The organism is Citrobacter sp. RHBSTW-01013 (genome assembly GCF_013781985.1).
GTDB classification, from domain to species: Bacteria; Pseudomonadota; Gammaproteobacteria; order Enterobacterales; family Enterobacteriaceae; genus Citrobacter; species Citrobacter braakii.
The window spans coordinates 910,450-924,911 of sequence record NZ_CP056185.1 but is presented as its reverse complement, the minus strand read 5'-3'; the positions used below and the strand labels follow the sequence as shown (position 1 = coordinate 924,911).

The window sequence follows — 14,462 nt, the reverse complement described above, 5'->3', positions numbered from 1 at the left end:
TAAATAATAATCCATAAAAATCATGATATTATATTTTAATACTCAGCTAACAGGCGTACCGTTAAAATCAAAGGCATTTAAAATCAATCACATAAAATTGTGTTTGATCCGGGTAAATCTCGGCAATCACGTGTTTAAGTTCTTCTAGCGTCATGTTTTCCTGGTGAGCATGTTTCTCCGTCAGCGTATCCAGCGTGACGGTTGAGGTGCCAACAACCTCAATCGTGCAGAAGTACCCCTCATCTTCGAAGCGCCCAACCCGTAGAATGTCACCGGCTTTGAAGTGTGATTCGGACTCGTCACGAATCGTAATGGTTTTGCGTCCGGCCAGAATGTCATTCTGGAAACGCTGAAAAAAAGTGATGTCATTTGGCTGCATGTTATTATTCCCTGTAGATGAAGTCTGATGAGTGAGTTTTGCCATTGTGAGTATGTTCTCCCACGCTGCCATCGCCAGTCTCAACAATCTTGAGATGCTGGTCTACAACTATGTCATCAAAAACCGTGACAAAGTCATGTACATGACCATTCGCGAACTGGCGGATGCCGTGGGCGTTTCCACCACCACCGTACTGCGCTTTTGCCGCAAGCTTAAGTGTGAAGGTTACTCAGAATTTCGCGTACGCTTCAAATTATATTTAGAGCAGAATGAACCGCAACAGGCTAATTTCGGTGCCAGCGAAATTATCAGCTTCTTTAAAGGCGTCAATAACGACGAGTTCGACAAACTACTCGATCAGGCTGTTGATATTATATTATCTTCCGAGCGTATTATATTCGTCGGGGCGGGAACATCCGGAGCCCTGGCAAAATATGGCGCACGTTTTTTCTCAAACGTCGGAAAATTCAGTAACCACATCGATGACCCTTATTTCCCGGTAACTAATGATATGGCCAGAAACGCGCTGGCGATCGTGCTTTCCGTTTCTGGAGAAACCGAAGAGATCCTACGCTTTGCCAGCCAGTTCAGTCTGCATAACTGTAAGGTTCTGTCGGTCACCAGCCATGAACATTCGCGCCTCGCGAAACTTGCCGACTTTAATCTCTCCTGGCACGTTCCACAGACACGCATTGCCGGGGTATACGATATAACCACGCAGATCCCCGTTATTTATATTCTGGAATCACTCGGTCGCAAGCTGGCGAAAAGAATAGCGTAAAAAAACAATATGTTTTTTTGATGTAACAAATCACATTAACGCTATTTTGTTATATCGTGACATTTATCTTTCCTTTGTTAGACTCAAAATCAGATTGTATTAATTTGAGACTGAGCGCAGATGAAAAAACTTACCTTACCAAACGATTTTTTATGGGGCGGCGCGGTTGCGGCGCATCAGGTTGAAGGCGGCTGGAATAAAGGTGGCAAAGGGCCCAGCATTTGCGACGTACTGACCGGGGGGGCACACGGCGTTCCGCGAGAAATCACTCAGGACGTCGTGCCAGGTAAGTACTACCCCAACCACGAAGCCGTCGATTTTTACGGTCATTACAAAGAAGACATTAAGCTGTTTGCCGAGATGGGCTTCAAATGCTTCCGTACGTCAATTGCCTGGACCCGTATCTTCCCCAAAGGGGACGAAACCCAGCCAAACGAAGAAGGGCTAAAATTCTACGACGACATGTTTGATGAACTGCTGAAGTACAATATCGAACCGGTTATCACCCTTTCCCACTTCGAAATGCCGCTACACCTGGTTCAACAGTACGGTAGCTGGACCAATCGTAAAGTCGTCGATTTCTTTGTCCGTTTTGCTGAAGTGGTCTTTGAGCGCTACAAGCACAAGGTCAAATACTGGATGACCTTCAACGAAATCAACAACCAGCGTAACTGGCGTGCACCGCTGTTTGGCTATTGCTGCTCCGGCGTGGTGTATACCGAGCATGAAAACCCGGAAGAGACTATGTACCAGGTGCTGCACCACCAGTTCGTGGCCAGCGCTCTGGCGGTGAAAGCCGCACGTCGCATCAACCCTGAAATGAAAGTCGGCTGCATGCTGGCAATGGTCCCGCTATACCCGTACTCCTGTAAGCCTGAAGATGTGATGTTCGCGCAGGAATCGATGCGTGAACGCTATGTATTCACCGACGTTCAACTGCGCGGCTACTATCCATCTTATGTACTGAACGAGTGGGAGCGCCGCGAATTCAATATTCGAATGGAAGCTGGCGATGAACAAATCCTGCGTGAAGGTACCTGCGACTATCTCGGATTTAGCTACTACATGACCAACGCGGTAAAAGCGGAAGGTGGTAGCGGCGATGCAATTTCCGGTTTTGAGGGCAGCGTGCCGAACCCGCACGTCAAAGCATCCGACTGGGGCTGGCAGATTGATCCGGTCGGCCTGCGTTACGCCTTATGCGAACTGTACGAGCGTTATCAGAAGCCGTTGTTTATCGTTGAAAATGGATTTGGCGCTTACGACAAAGTGGAAGAAGACGGCAGCATCCACGACGACTACCGCATCGACTATCTGCGCGCCCACGTCGAAGAGATGATGAAAGCGGTAACGTATGACGGCGTAGATCTGATGGGCTACACGCCGTGGGGCTGCATCGACTGCGTCTCGTTCACCACCGGCCAGTACAGCAAACGCTACGGTTTTATCTATGTGAACAAACACGACGACGGCACCGGCGATATGTCGCGTTCGCGTAAGAAAAGTTTTGAGTGGTATAAAGCGGTGATTGCCAGCAACGGCGAGAATCTGTAATTTTTTGCCGGATGGCGCTGCGCTTATCGGGTTTACGGGAACTGAACTTGTAGACCAGAGCAGACATTTACGCCGCCATCCGGCAAGCAACGCATTACTTCCCGCCGGCCAGCTCCAAAAAACTGCCCGTGACGTAAGACGCCTTCTCACTCAGCAGCCAGGTAATCGCCTGCGCGACCTCTTCCGGCTGTCCGCCGCGCTGCATAGGCAACATGGATTTCACGCGATCCACCCTTCCCGGCTCACCGCCTGACGCATGCATTTCCGTGTAGATAAGACCGGGTCGCACGCAGTTCACGCGTATCCCCTGCGCCGCAACCTCCAGCGCGAGGCCGGTGGTGAGCGTGTCCACCGCACCTTTTGAGGCTGCATAATCAACATATTCGAACGGGGCACCAAGCCGTGACGCCGCCGAAGAGACATTCACAATCGCCCCGCCCTGACCGCCGTGCTTAAACGACATGCGCTTTACCGCTTCCCGACAACACAGAAAATAGCCGGTAACATTAGTCGCCAGGACGCGATTAATACGCTCAGCGGTTAGACTTTCCACCGTGCTCTGTTCAAACAAAATCCCGGCATTGTTCACCAGCGCAGTCAGCGGCTCACCCTCGCGGTCAATGGACTCAAACATCGCCCCGACCTGGCTTTCATCGCTGATATCTGCCCGCAGAGCAAACGCCTTTCCTCCCGCAGCGGCGATATTGTTCACCACCTCCGTTGCCGCACGAATATTGTGATGAAAGTTAACGGCGACCGTGTAACCCTCTAGCGCTAACTGCAGCGCGGTTGCCCGGCCAATACCGCGACTGCCCCCCGTAACCAGTGCTATAGCCATCACTATTCTCCCCAAAAATAAAGGCGCCGAAGCGCCTTTAAAAGATAGCTGAATCAGTCGATTACTGATAATCGCTCAGCGGCACGCAGGAGCAGAACAGGTTACGGTCACCGTAAACGTCATCAAGGCGTTTCACGGTCGGCCAGTATTTGTTCGCTACGCCCGCCGGGAAGACGGCGATTTCGCGGCTGTAACCGTGATTCCACTCCGCGACCAGCTCATTTTGCGTGTGCGGGGAGTTAACCAGCGGGTTATCTGTAAGCGACCATTCACCGGCTTTCACGCGATCGATCTCTGCGCGGATTGCCAGCATCGCATTGATAAAGCGATCCAGTTCCACTTTGCTTTCCGATTCAGTCGGTTCCACCATCAGCGTACCCGCTACCGGGAACGACATGGTCGGCGCATGGAAACCGTAATCGATCAGGCGCTTGGCAATATCCAGTTCGCTGATGCCGGTCTCTTCTTTCAGTGGGCGAATGTCGAGAATACATTCATGTGCCACGCGACCATCGCGACCGGTATACAGCACCGGATAGGCATCTTTCAGACGGCTGGCAATGTAGTTAGCGTTCAGGATCGCCACCTGGCTTGCCTGCTTCAGACCTTCTGCGCCCATCATACGGATGTACATCCAGCTGATCGGCAGAATGGATGCGCTACCGAACGGTGCCGCAGAAACCGCGCCCTGACGGGTGAGCATCCCTTCAATCTGTACTACGCTATGACCCGGCACGAACGGCGCCAGATGCGATTTAACACCGATTGGTCCCATACCAGGGCCACCGCCGCCGTGCGGAATGCAGAATGTTTTATGCAGGTTAAGGTGAGAGACATCGGCACCGATAAAGCCCGGTGTGGTGATCCCAACCTGAGCATTCATGTTCGCGCCATCAAGATAAACCTGGCCGCCAAACTGGTGCACAACGTCGCACACTTCACGGATCGTTTCTTCATACACGCCATGAGTAGAGGGATAGGTCACCATGATGCAGGAGAGGTTTTCACCCGCCTGCGCCGCTTTTTCACGCAGATCGCCAAGATCGATGTTGCCGTTCTTATCACAGGCGACAACCACTACCTGCATACCCGCCATCTGTGCGGAGGCCGGGTTGGTACCGTGGGCAGAGGCCGGGATCAGACAGATATCGCGATGGCCTTCGTTACGGCTTTCGTGATAATGGCGAATCGCCAGCAGACCCGCATACTCGCCCTGCGCGCCGGAGTTCGGCTGCATGCAGACTGCGTCATAACCGGTCAGTTTTACCAGCCATTCGGAAAGCTGGCCGATCATCTGGTGATAACCTTCTGCCTGCTCTGGCGGGCAGAACGGATGCAGTTCAGCGAATTCCGGCCAAGTGATAGGGATCATCTCGGCGGCAGCGTTCAGCTTCATGGTGCAAGATCCCAGCGGGATCATTGCCTGGTTCAGGGCCAGATCTTTGCGCTCCAGCGAGTGCATGTAACGCATCATCTCGGTTTCGCTGTGATAGCGATTAAACACCGGATGGCTGAGGATCGCATCATCACGCAGCATGCTGTCCTGAATGGAACGGCTGTCGAGCGCCACGTCTTTGTCCAGCGTTTCGATGTTCAGACCGTGGCTGTCTCCCAGCAGAACATTGAACAACTGCACCACGTTTTCACGGGTGGTGGTTTCATCAAGCGTAATACCTACCGCGTTATGGATATCGCTACGCAGGTTGATTTCTGCCGCTTCAGCACGCGCCAGTACCGCAGCCTTATCGGCCACTTCAACACACAAAGTGTCAAAGTAGTGTGCATGACGCAGCTTCAATCCTTTTTGTTGCAGACCGGTTGCCAGAATATCGGTCAGACGATGGATGCGATTAGCGATGCGTTTCAGGCCAACCGGGCCATGATAAACGGCATACAGGCTGGCGATGTTGGCCAGCAGAACCTGCGAGGTACAAATGTTGGAGTTCGCTTTCTCGCGGCGGATATGCTGTTCGCGAGTCTGCATCGCCATGCGCAGGGCGGTATTACCCGCTGCATCTTTGGAGACGCCGATAATACGGCCTGGCATGGAGCGTTTGAATTCGTCTTTAGCGGCAAAGAATGCCGCGTGCGGGCCGCCGTAGCCCATCGGTACGCCGAAGCGTTGCGCAGAGCCGAAAACGATATCCGCGCCCTGTTTGCCCGGTGCAGTCAGCAGTACCAGCGCCATAAAGTCGGCAGCGACGCTGACCACTATTTTACGGGATTTCAGCTCAGCCATCAGGGCGCTGTAGTCGTGCACTTCACCGGTGGTGCCAACCTGCTGCAACAACACGCCGAACACATCCTGATGATCCAATGCTTTTGCCGCGTCATCAACAATGACGTCAAAACCAAAAGTTTGCGCACGAGTACGCACTACGTCCAGCGTTTGCGGATGAACATCAGCCGCCACAAAGAAACGGTTGGCGTTTTTCAGTTTGCTGACGCGTTTGGCCATCGCCATGGCTTCAGCTGCAGCAGTAGCTTCATCCAGCAGAGAAGCGGAAGCCATGTCCAGGCCGGTCAGGTCCAGCGTCACCTGCTGGAAGTTCAGCAGTGCTTCCAGACGGCCCTGGGAGACTTCCGGTTGATACGGGGTGTAGGCGGTGTACCAACCCGGGTTTTCCAGCATGTTACGCAGGATAACCGGTGGCAGCTGCACGGCGGTGTAGCCCATGCCAATGTAGGACGTGAAGCGCTTGTTACGCCCGGCGATGGCTTTTAATTCAGCCAGCGCAGCGTATTCGGTCGCCGCCTCGCCCACCTGTGGCGGGGTTGCGAGCTGAATGTCTTTCGGCACAATCTGGCCGATCAGCGCGTTTAACGACTCGGCGCCAACCGCATTCAGCATCTCTTGCTGCTGCGCGGCGTCCGGTCCGATGTGGCGTTCAATGAAAGCGCCGCTATTTTCAAGCTGGCTTAACGTCTGTGTCATGGGCGATGGTTCCTGAAACGTGCAGTGAATCGTAGGTGTCTCTACTTACCTGAATACGCAAAAAATTCGCGTTGCAGGAAGGCGGCGACGCAGCACATCCCCAGGAGCTTACATCAGTAAGTAACTGAGGTGTGCAAGAAAGCCAACACACCTGCAACGTGAAGAATGAAGCGTATTTATTCGTCTTCTAACAAAGCTTCATATGCAGTCGCATCCAGCAGCGATTCAATTTCGCTTTCATCGCTGGCTTTGATTTTGAAGATCCAGCCCCCTGCATACGGCTCGCTGTTGACCAGTTCCGGGGAGTCGCTGAGCGCGTCGTTAACCGCAACAATCTCACCGCCTACTGGCGCATAAATATCGGATGCCGCTTTTACGGATTCCGCAACGGCGCAGTCATCGCCCGCGCTGACGGTTGCGCCAACTTCGGGCAGGTCAACGAAAACCATGTCACCTAACAGCTCCTGAGCATGTTCGGTGATCCCAACGGTGTAAGAGCCGTCAGCTTCTTTGCGCAGCCATTCGTGTTCTTTGCTGTATTTCAGTTCTGCAGGTACGTTGCTCATCAATCAATCTCCAAAAAAGGATGAATTACGCGACGGCTTTGCCGTTACGCACAAAAACAGGTTTAGTCACTTTTACCGGCATTTCGCGGTTACGGATCTGTACGATCGCATTCTCACCAATACCCGCAGGGACACGCGCCAGCGCGATGCTGTAACCCAGGGTTGGGGAGAATGTCCCGCTGGTGATAATGCCTTCCTGCTGATTGCCGGAAGCATCGGTGAAACGCACCGGCAGTTCATTACGCAGTACGCCTTTCTCGGTCATCACCAGTCCAACCAACTGTTCGTGGCCTTTTTCACGCTGCATTTCCAGCGCTTCCCGACCGATAAAGTCGCGGTCAGTCGGTTCCCACGCGATGGTCCAGCCCATGTTGGCCGCCAGCGGAGAAATGGCTTCGTCCATCTCCTGACCGTACAGGTTCATGCCGGCCTCCAGACGCAGCGTGTCGCGCGCGCCAAGACCGCAAGGTTTGACACCTGCTTGTACCAGCGCACGCCAGAAGTCTGCCGCCTTTTCACTCGGCATGGCAATTTCATAGCCTGCTTCGCCGGTATAACCGGTGGTTGCGATAAACAAATCACCCGCCTGAACGCCGAAGAACGGCTTCATGCCTTCTACCGCCTGACGCTGCTCGTCAGTAAACAATGTGGCTGCTTTTTCCTGCGCGTTTGGACCCTGCACCGCAATCAGCGACAGATCGTCTCGAACGGTGATGTCGATGGCGTAAGGTTCAGCGTGTTGGGTAATCCAGGAGAGGTCTTTTTCGCGGGTGGCGGAGTTTACAACGAGGCGGAAGAAATCTTCAGTGAAGTAGTAGACAATCAGGTCATCTATCACGCCGCCCGAAGCGTTGAGCATACCGGAGTAGAGGGCTTTACCCGTCTTCGTTAGCTTCGCGACGTCGTTTGCCAGCAGATAACGCAAGAACTCCCGGGTGCGGCTACCGCGCAGGTCGACGATGGTCATATGTGACACATCAAACATTCCGGCATCGGTGCGAACAGCATGGTGTTCATCAAGCTGAGAACCGTAATGCAGTGGCATCATCCAGCCATGGAAATCTACCATGCGCGCGCCACATAGCGTGTGTTGTTCGTACAAAGGAGTCTGTTGAGCCATCTTTTCCTCGTTGAATAAGCGGGGCTACCAACTCTTTCGCGGTGAAATTTTCGCCACGAAACCCAGCACCGCAGCCGCTCCAGGGGCCACGACGCAAACGTTCTCTTTGTCCTGAACTTACCACCGAAACAGACGCTAAACCATAAGGCAAAATTAACCATCACATTAGCTTATGGCTAAAAACAGCAAAATCACCGGCAGAACAAAACCCCATCCATACGGCAAATAATCAGAATAAAAAATAAATACAAGCTGGAATTAACAGCACCAACCAACATTAAATGTGGAAAAATTGTCAAAAATGGCGTTATGAAAAAAACGTAATATTAAAAAAACTAATGCGAAAAAAGGCGTGGAATTAGATTATTTCAAATGAGAGAAGCACCCCGGCGCGCAGGCCGGGAGTGGAAAGTGTGACGGGTCTCAAACTCTTAAGATTGTCCTTACGGACGCTAGCGTAACCACTCAGGAAGATCGTTCAGTCCCATCGCCTGGCGGATGAGCTGTGGTTTTACGCCTGGCAGGGTATCGGCCAGTTTCAGACCAATATCACGCAGCAGTTTTTTCGCCGGATTCTCGCCTGCAAACAGTTCACGAAAGCCCTGCATACCGGCCAGCATCATCGCTGCGCTGTGCTTACGGCTGCGCTCGTAGCGGCGCAAATAGAGATACTGACCAATATCTTTGCCCTGACGCTGGAGCCGCTTCAGCTCATCGATCAGCTCCGCCGCATCCATAAATCCAAGGTTAACCCCCTGTCCCGCCAGCGGGTGGATGGTATGCGCCGCATCCCCCACCAGCGCCAGACGATGAGCAGCGAACTGACGGGCATAGCGTCCCGTCAGCGGAAACGCCTGACGCTCGCTTTCAAGGCTGCACAGCCCCAGGCGATTATCAAAAGCGATATTCAGCGCCTGATTAAACTCGTCAACGCTTGCCTGCTGCATGCGTTCTGCTTCCTGCGGCGAAAGCGACCAGACGATAGAGCACAGGTGCGGGTCACTGAGCGGCAGGAACGCCAGGATCCCCTCACCGTAAAACGCCTGCCGCGCAACCGCGCCGTGAGCTTCCTGCGTACGGATAGTCGCCACCAGCGCATGATGACGGTAATCCCAGAAAGTGAGCGGAATATCCGCTTTGTTGCGCAGCCAGGAGTTAGCGCCATCGGCGCCGACCACCAGGCGAGCTGTCAGCATTGCGCCATCTTTCAGGGACAGAAATGCCTCATTCTCACCCCAGGCTACCTGCTGTAACTCAGCGGGCGCCATCAGCGTAATATCCGCTGAACGCTGTGCTTTTTGCCAGAGTGCGTAATGGATCTCTGAGTTTTCAACGATGTGGCCTAAATGGCTGTAGCCCATGCTCTGGTCATCAAACGCAATACGCCCAAAGCTGTCTTTGTCCCAGACTTCCATGCCGTGGTAGCAACAAGCGCGACGGGCAACAATGTCGGACCAGACGCCCAGTCGGCTAAGCAGTTTTTCACTGGCGGCATTAATGGCCGATACGCGAAGCTGGGGAGGTGCATCCGCCGCCAAAGGCTGCGGAACATGTTGTTCTAACACCGCAACGCGCAACCCGCTGCCCTGCAAGCCGCAGGCAACCGCCAGTCCCACCATGCCGCCACCAACAATTGCTACATCAACACTTTGCACTGTTTGCTCCTGAAAATAGGACAATCAAAAACCGTAGGCCGGATAAGGCAAAGCCGCCATCCGGCATTACTTCCGCGACATTGCCTGATGGCGCTGCGCTAATCAGGCCTGCTTTTTTAATTCGGCCTACAGGATATATCTATCGCGCAACCCAACCGAGTGTCCGCTCCGCCAGCGCATCGCGTGCAGGCGTGAATAATTCCATCGCCATCAGCCCGACATTCCGCCCAACGACCAGCGGGGCCCAGCGATTGGCAAACAAATACACCAAATTGTTGGTCACACCAATCGTCGTTTCGCGATCGCGTTCGCGGCGCTGCTGATAGCGTGCCAGCACCGCATAATCACCGATATCTTCCGCGCAGTTTTGCGCCTGCGTCAACGTCTCAGCCAGGCTCATCACGTCGCGCAGACCAAGGTTGAAACCTTGTCCTGCAATGGGATGCAGCGTCTGTGCTGCGTTCCCCACCAGCACAGTACGATGGGTAATGGCTTTTTGCGCCGAGGTTAATGAAAGCGGATAGGCGTTGCGTTTACCGGCCTGGGTAATACGCCCCAACCGCCAGCCAAACGCAGTTTGCAGTTCGCGGCAAAATTGTTCGTCGGACCAGGCCATAATCTCATCCCGCCGCTCCAGCGGATGGCACCATACCAGCGAGCAGCGACCATCAGACATCGGTAGCATTGCCAGAGGACCATATTGCGTAAAACGTTCAAACGCTCGCCCGTCATGCGCAACGGAGGTCGTGACGTTGGCAATCACCGCCAGTTGTTCATAGGGTTGTTGCTGCCAGTCAACGCCGCAGGCGGTAGCCAGTGCGGAGCGCGTGCCATCGGCGGCCACCAACAGGCGACCATTAATCATCTCACCATTTTCCAGCGTAACCTCAACGCGTTCCTGCGTGCGTGACACGCTGGCTACACGGTCGGGGCAGTGCAGCGTGATGCCCGGCGCTTTACGCAGCAGCGCAAACAAACGCAGCCCGACATCGTGCAGTTCTACCACCTGGCCCAGCGCCGGAATACGGTATTCCTGCGCATCCAGCGTCACAAATCCGGCATGGCCGCGATCGCTGACGTGAACCGTTTTGATCGCCGTTGCGCAATCGGCAATCGCCTGCCATACGCCAATTCGCGCCAGCTGTTGGCAGGTCCCTGCCGCCAGCGCGATCGCCCGGGCGTCAAACCCTGGATGGCGGTCAGTTTCAGGTTCGCTCGCTTCTATCAGGTGAACAGGCAGAGTCCCGTGGCTGAGCTGAGAAATGGCCAGCGCCAGCGTCGCACCGACCATACCGCCACCAACGATAATCACGCTCATTGCAGTCGCGCCGCAGCCATTAAGGCTTCAATGTCATCCGCTTTCTTCACCACGCTGGCGGTCAGGTTCTCATTGCCGTCCTCGGTGATGAGGATGTCATCTTCAATACGAATGCCGATACCACGATAAGCAGGCGGCACATCGGCGTCCGGTGCGATATACAGCCCCGGTTCGACGGTGAGCACCATTCCTGGCTCGAGAATACGTGAGCGGTCCTGACCATAAACGCCAACGTCGTGCACATCCAGTCCCAGCCAATGGCTAAGACCATGCATAAAGAATGGGCGATGCGCATTTTCGGTAATCAGTTGGTCGATCTCGCCGTGCAAAATGCCAAGCTTCACCAGACCCGTAATCATGATGCGCACCACTTCGCCGGTGACTTCCTGGATGGACGTCCCCGGGCGATACAGGCGCAGGCTGGTCTCTAATGACTCCAGTACGATGTCGTAGATTTCACGCTGAGCAGGGGAAAATTTGCCGTTTACCGGGAAGGTACGCGTAATGTCGCCCGCATAACCTTTGTATTCACACCCGGCGTCAATCAACACCAGATCGCCATCGCGCATTGCACTTTCATTTTCAGTGTAATGGAGAATACAGCCGTTTTCGCCGCTGCCGACAATCGTGTTATAGGATGGGTAACGCGCGCCATGGCGAGTAAACTCGTGGTGAATCTCCCCTTCCAACTGGTATTCAAACATTCCCGGACGGCATTTTTCCATCGCGCGGATATGCGCCAGCGCACTGATCTCTCCGGCACGGCGCATGACCGCAATTTCTTCTGCTGATTTGAACAGGCGCATTTCATGCACCATTGGACGCCAGTCGATGATCGCGGCGGGTGCGTGCAGATTTTGTCTGGAGCCTTTACGCAGTTTATCCAACGCCGTGCACACTATCTCATCTGCCCAGGCATATTCGCCCTGCGCGTGGTACACCGCGTCCAGGCCATTGAGCAACAGGTGCAGCTGTTGGTTGATTTCACTGAAGGCCAGCGCCCGGTCAACGCCGAGTTTTGCCGGTGCGGCATCCTGGCCCAGACGGCGGCCAAACCAGATCTCCGCCGTCAGATCGCGAACCCGATTAAACAAAACGCTGTGGTTATGAGTGTCATCACTTTTAATCAGCACCAGCACGGCTTCCGGTTCGTTAAAACCGGTGAAGTACCAGAAATCACTGCTTTGGCGGTACGGGTATTCACTGTCCGCGCTGCGCGTCGCTTCAGGCGCGGCAAAAATCAGCGCGGCGCTGCCGGGCTGCATTTGTGCCAGTAAAGCCTGGCGACGACGCTGGAATTCTTGCTGAGATATCTCGCTCATCACACTCTCCTTTGCGTTTCGTTCTTAGTGCAGAGTCGGTTTACGGACTTCCGGCGCGGTCGGCTGCTGACGCGTAAACGTGTCATGACACAGCAAGGCGGCTACGCGCACGTATTCGATAATCTCTTCGAGCGACATTTCCAGCTCTTCCTGATCTTCGTCTTCGTCATATCCCAACTGAGCGATATTGCGCAGGTCGTCAATCGCTTCACCGGTTTCACCGGTCACTTTGTCGAGCTTTGGCTGCGTAACGCCAAGGCCCAGCAAAAAGTGGTTTACCCACCCCGCCAGCGCATCGGCACGATCAAACACGCTAACGTCGTCGCCTTCAGGCAGATAAAGCTGAAAAAGGAAACCGTCGTCCTCGAGGGCATCGCTGGTGGCAGAGTGCATTTTCATCAGTGCCTGAGCCAGCTCGTGACCGAAGGCCAAACCTTCGTTCGTCAGGTCGTGCAGCAGCGGCTGCCATGAGCTGTCGTTGTTGCCGCCGCAAATCATCCCGCTGATCAAGCCGTGCATTTCGGCCGGGGTTAATCCAGCCCCTTGTTGGTTCAAAAACTGGCTAACGTCGTTGTAGCCAGGCATTTCGTTCTGTATAGACATAAGCATTCGTCATCAAAGGGAGGAATATTCATGGTATGCTACCACTTTGGGCCCTGGTGGACCAGAAAAGGGCTTGTATCTTGATACCAGGGTAGCTATAGTGTCGCCCCTTCGCGGACCCAAGGTCTGGAGACGAAGGCAGCGCAGTCAATCAGCAGGAAGGTGGCATGTCTGCACAACCCGTCGATATCCAAATATTTGGCCGTTCACTGCGAGTGAATTGCCCGCCTGAACAAAGGGATGCGTTGAATCAGGCTGCGGACGATCTCAATCAGCGATTGCAAGATCTGAAAGTTCGCACTAGAGTCACAAATACTGAGCAGTTGGTTTTCATCGCCGCGTTGAACATCAGCTATGAATTAACTCAGGAAAAAGCGAAGACGCGTGAGTACGCGGCGAGCATGGAACAACGTATTCGGATGCTACAACAGACCATCGAACAGGCGTTGCTTGATCAGGGTCGCATAACCGAAAAAACGGGCCAAAACTTTGAATAACACTTTTCGGTTTACTGTGGTAGAGTGACCGTGAAGACAAAATTTCTCTGAGATGTTTGCAAGCGGGCCAGTCCCCTGAGCCGATATTTCATACCACAAGAATGTGGCGCTCCATGGTTGGTGAGCATGCTCGGCCCGTCCGAGAAGCCTTAAAACTGTGACGACGCATTCACCTTGAACCAAGGGTTCAAGGGTTACAGCCTGCGGCGGCATCTCGGAGATTCCCTTCTACCTGGCAACAGCCATGACACTACTTTCTGAACTCCCTTTATCCCGGCAAGAAATTCGTCAACTGATTCGACAGCGTCGTCGCGCGCTGACCTCTGAACAGCAACGACAATACGGTCAGCAAGCCGCGACCCGAATGCTCAGTTTTCCCCCTGTTGTACTCGCGCATACTGTGGCGGTATTTCTCTCGTTCGATGGCGAACTCGATACCCAGCCGCTGATAGATCAGCTGTGGCGAGCGGGCAAGCGCGTTTACCTTCCGGTTCTTCATCCCTTCAGTCCCGGTAATTTACTGTTCCTGCACTATCATCCGTGCAGCGACCTGGTGACCAATCGCTTAAAGATCCAGGAACCACGGCTTGATGTACGCGACGTATTGCCGCTGTCAAAGCTGGACGTACTGATTACGCCGTTAGTGGCATTTGATGAGGACGGGCAACGCCTGGGCATGGGCGGTGGATTTTACGACCGCACGCTACAAAACTGGCAGCAGCATAAGATCCAACCCGTGGGCTACGCGCATGACTGCCAGTTGGTAGAAAAATTGCCGGTTGAAGAGTGGGATATCCCGCTGCCAGCGGTGGTGACGCCGTCCAAAATCTGGGAGTGGTAGCCGTTTTTTGCCGATTGACAGCGCCGTTTTTTTGACCTAAATTCCTCGGTGAA

Annotated in this window: 13 protein-coding genes and 1 other RNA gene; 5 read left to right on the top strand and 9 right to left on the bottom strand. The window is 53.9% G+C overall.

Going from position 1 to position 14,462, the window contains the following annotated elements; translation table 11 throughout:
• Positions 1–67 precede the first annotated feature (67 nt).
• The gene (gene yqfB, locus HV350_RS04550) at positions 68–379 is read right to left on the bottom strand and encodes a N(4)-acetylcytidine aminohydrolase (RefSeq protein WP_181629884.1); all 312 of its coding nucleotides are present in this window, start codon (positions 377–379) and stop codon (positions 68–70) included.
• A gap of 52 nt (positions 380–431) precedes the next feature.
• Between yqfB and HV350_RS04545 the strand changes: the two genes are divergently transcribed.
• Both HV350_RS04545 and bglA read left to right on the top strand, forming a co-directional pair.
• Complete coding sequence (locus tag HV350_RS04545) at positions 432–1,160, top strand: MurR/RpiR family transcriptional regulator (RefSeq protein WP_003838265.1); 729 nt, start codon at positions 432–434, stop codon at positions 1,158–1,160.
• Between the two features lie 120 nt (positions 1,161–1,280).
• Complete coding sequence (gene bglA, locus HV350_RS04540; protein ID WP_016154353.1) at positions 1,281–2,714, top strand: 6-phospho-beta-glucosidase BglA; 1,434 nt, start codon at positions 1,281–1,283, stop codon at positions 2,712–2,714.
• Positions 2,715–2,808: 94 nt separating this feature from the next.
• Here the strand turns inward: bglA and HV350_RS04535 are convergent, their stop codons facing one another.
• The 8 genes from HV350_RS04535 to HV350_RS04500 form a co-directional block, all read right to left on the bottom strand.
• Positions 2,809–3,552: an SDR family oxidoreductase gene (locus HV350_RS04535; protein WP_016154354.1), complete on the bottom strand. Its 744-nt coding sequence runs from the start codon at positions 3,550–3,552 to the stop codon at positions 2,809–2,811.
• Positions 3,553–3,613: 61 nt separating this feature from the next.
• On the bottom strand, positions 3,614–6,487 hold the full coding sequence (gcvP, locus tag HV350_RS04530; RefSeq protein ID WP_181629883.1) for an aminomethyl-transferring glycine dehydrogenase: 2,874 nt from the start codon (positions 6,485–6,487) through the stop codon (positions 3,614–3,616).
• 176 nt (positions 6,488–6,663) lie between these two features.
• Positions 6,664–7,053: a glycine cleavage system protein GcvH gene (gene gcvH / locus HV350_RS04525; RefSeq protein ID WP_003026965.1), complete on the bottom strand. Its 390-nt coding sequence runs from the start codon at positions 7,051–7,053 to the stop codon at positions 6,664–6,666.
• A gap of 25 nt (positions 7,054–7,078) precedes the next feature.
• Positions 7,079–8,173: a glycine cleavage system aminomethyltransferase GcvT gene (gene gcvT / locus HV350_RS04520; RefSeq protein ID WP_016154356.1), complete on the bottom strand. Its 1,095-nt coding sequence runs from the start codon at positions 8,171–8,173 to the stop codon at positions 7,079–7,081.
• A gap of 452 nt (positions 8,174–8,625) precedes the next feature.
• The gene (gene ubiI / locus HV350_RS04515; RefSeq protein ID WP_181629881.1) at positions 8,626–9,828 is read right to left on the bottom strand and encodes an FAD-dependent 2-octaprenylphenol hydroxylase; all 1,203 of its coding nucleotides are present in this window, start codon (positions 9,826–9,828) and stop codon (positions 8,626–8,628) included.
• 139 nt (positions 9,829–9,967) lie between these two features.
• Positions 9,968–11,146, bottom strand: coding sequence for a 2-octaprenyl-6-methoxyphenyl hydroxylase (gene ubiH, locus HV350_RS04510; protein ID WP_016154358.1), 1,179 nt, complete (start codon positions 11,144–11,146; stop codon positions 9,968–9,970).
• Entirely contained in the window at positions 11,143–12,468 is a 1,326-nt protein-coding gene (gene pepP, locus HV350_RS04505) for a Xaa-Pro aminopeptidase (RefSeq protein ID WP_181629880.1), read from the bottom strand. Before pepP ends, ubiH begins: the two co-directional genes overlap by 4 nt.
• Before the next feature lie 24 nt (positions 12,469–12,492).
• Positions 12,493–13,071 (bottom strand): YecA family protein, encoded by a 579-nt coding sequence (locus HV350_RS04500; protein WP_016157420.1) that lies wholly within the window; start codon positions 13,069–13,071, stop codon positions 12,493–12,495.
• 167 nt (positions 13,072–13,238) lie between these two features.
• Between HV350_RS04500 and zapA the strand changes: the two genes are divergently transcribed.
• The 3 genes from zapA to HV350_RS04485 all read left to right on the top strand — a co-directional run bounded on the left by zapA (position 13,239) and on the right by HV350_RS04485 (position 14,409).
• The gene (gene zapA, locus HV350_RS04495) at positions 13,239–13,568 is read left to right on the top strand and encodes a cell division protein ZapA (protein WP_003026980.1); all 330 of its coding nucleotides are present in this window, start codon (positions 13,239–13,241) and stop codon (positions 13,566–13,568) included.
• A 41-nt stretch (positions 13,569–13,609) separates the two neighbouring features.
• A non-coding RNA gene (gene ssrS / locus HV350_RS04490) (6S RNA) lies at positions 13,610–13,793 on the top strand.
• 19 nt (positions 13,794–13,812) lie between these two features.
• Entirely contained in the window at positions 13,813–14,409 is a 597-nt protein-coding gene (locus HV350_RS04485) for a 5-formyltetrahydrofolate cyclo-ligase (RefSeq protein ID WP_181629878.1), read from the top strand.
• The last annotated feature ends 53 nt before the right edge of the window (positions 14,410–14,462 follow it).

Coding starts and splice junctions, on each gene's coding strand:
- yqfB (WP_181629884.1), bottom strand. CDS start 379: ATGCAGCCAAATGACATCACTTTTTTTCAGCGTTTCCAGAATGACATT.
- HV350_RS04545 (WP_003838265.1), top strand. CDS start 432: ATGTTCTCCCACGCTGCCATCGCCAGTCTCAACAATCTTGAGATGCTG.
- bglA (WP_016154353.1), top strand. CDS start 1,281: ATGAAAAAACTTACCTTACCAAACGATTTTTTATGGGGCGGCGCGGTT.
- HV350_RS04535 (WP_016154354.1), bottom strand. CDS start 3,552: ATGGCTATAGCACTGGTTACGGGGGGCAGTCGCGGTATTGGCCGGGCA.
- gcvP (WP_181629883.1), bottom strand. CDS start 6,487: ATGACACAGACGTTAAGCCAGCTTGAAAATAGCGGCGCTTTCATTGAA.
- gcvH (WP_003026965.1), bottom strand. CDS start 7,053: ATGAGCAACGTACCTGCAGAACTGAAATACAGCAAAGAACACGAATGG.
- gcvT (WP_016154356.1), bottom strand. CDS start 8,173: ATGGCTCAACAGACTCCTTTGTACGAACAACACACGCTATGTGGCGCG.
- ubiH (WP_016154358.1), bottom strand. CDS start 11,146: ATGAGCGTGATTATCGTTGGTGGCGGTATGGTCGGTGCGACGCTGGCG.
- pepP (WP_181629880.1), bottom strand. CDS start 12,468: ATGAGCGAGATATCTCAGCAAGAATTCCAGCGTCGTCGCCAGGCTTTA.
- HV350_RS04500 (WP_016157420.1), bottom strand. CDS start 13,071: ATGTCTATACAGAACGAAATGCCTGGCTACAACGACGTTAGCCAGTTT.
- zapA (WP_003026980.1), top strand. CDS start 13,239: ATGTCTGCACAACCCGTCGATATCCAAATATTTGGCCGTTCACTGCGA.
- HV350_RS04485 (WP_181629878.1), top strand. CDS start 13,813: ATGACACTACTTTCTGAACTCCCTTTATCCCGGCAAGAAATTCGTCAA.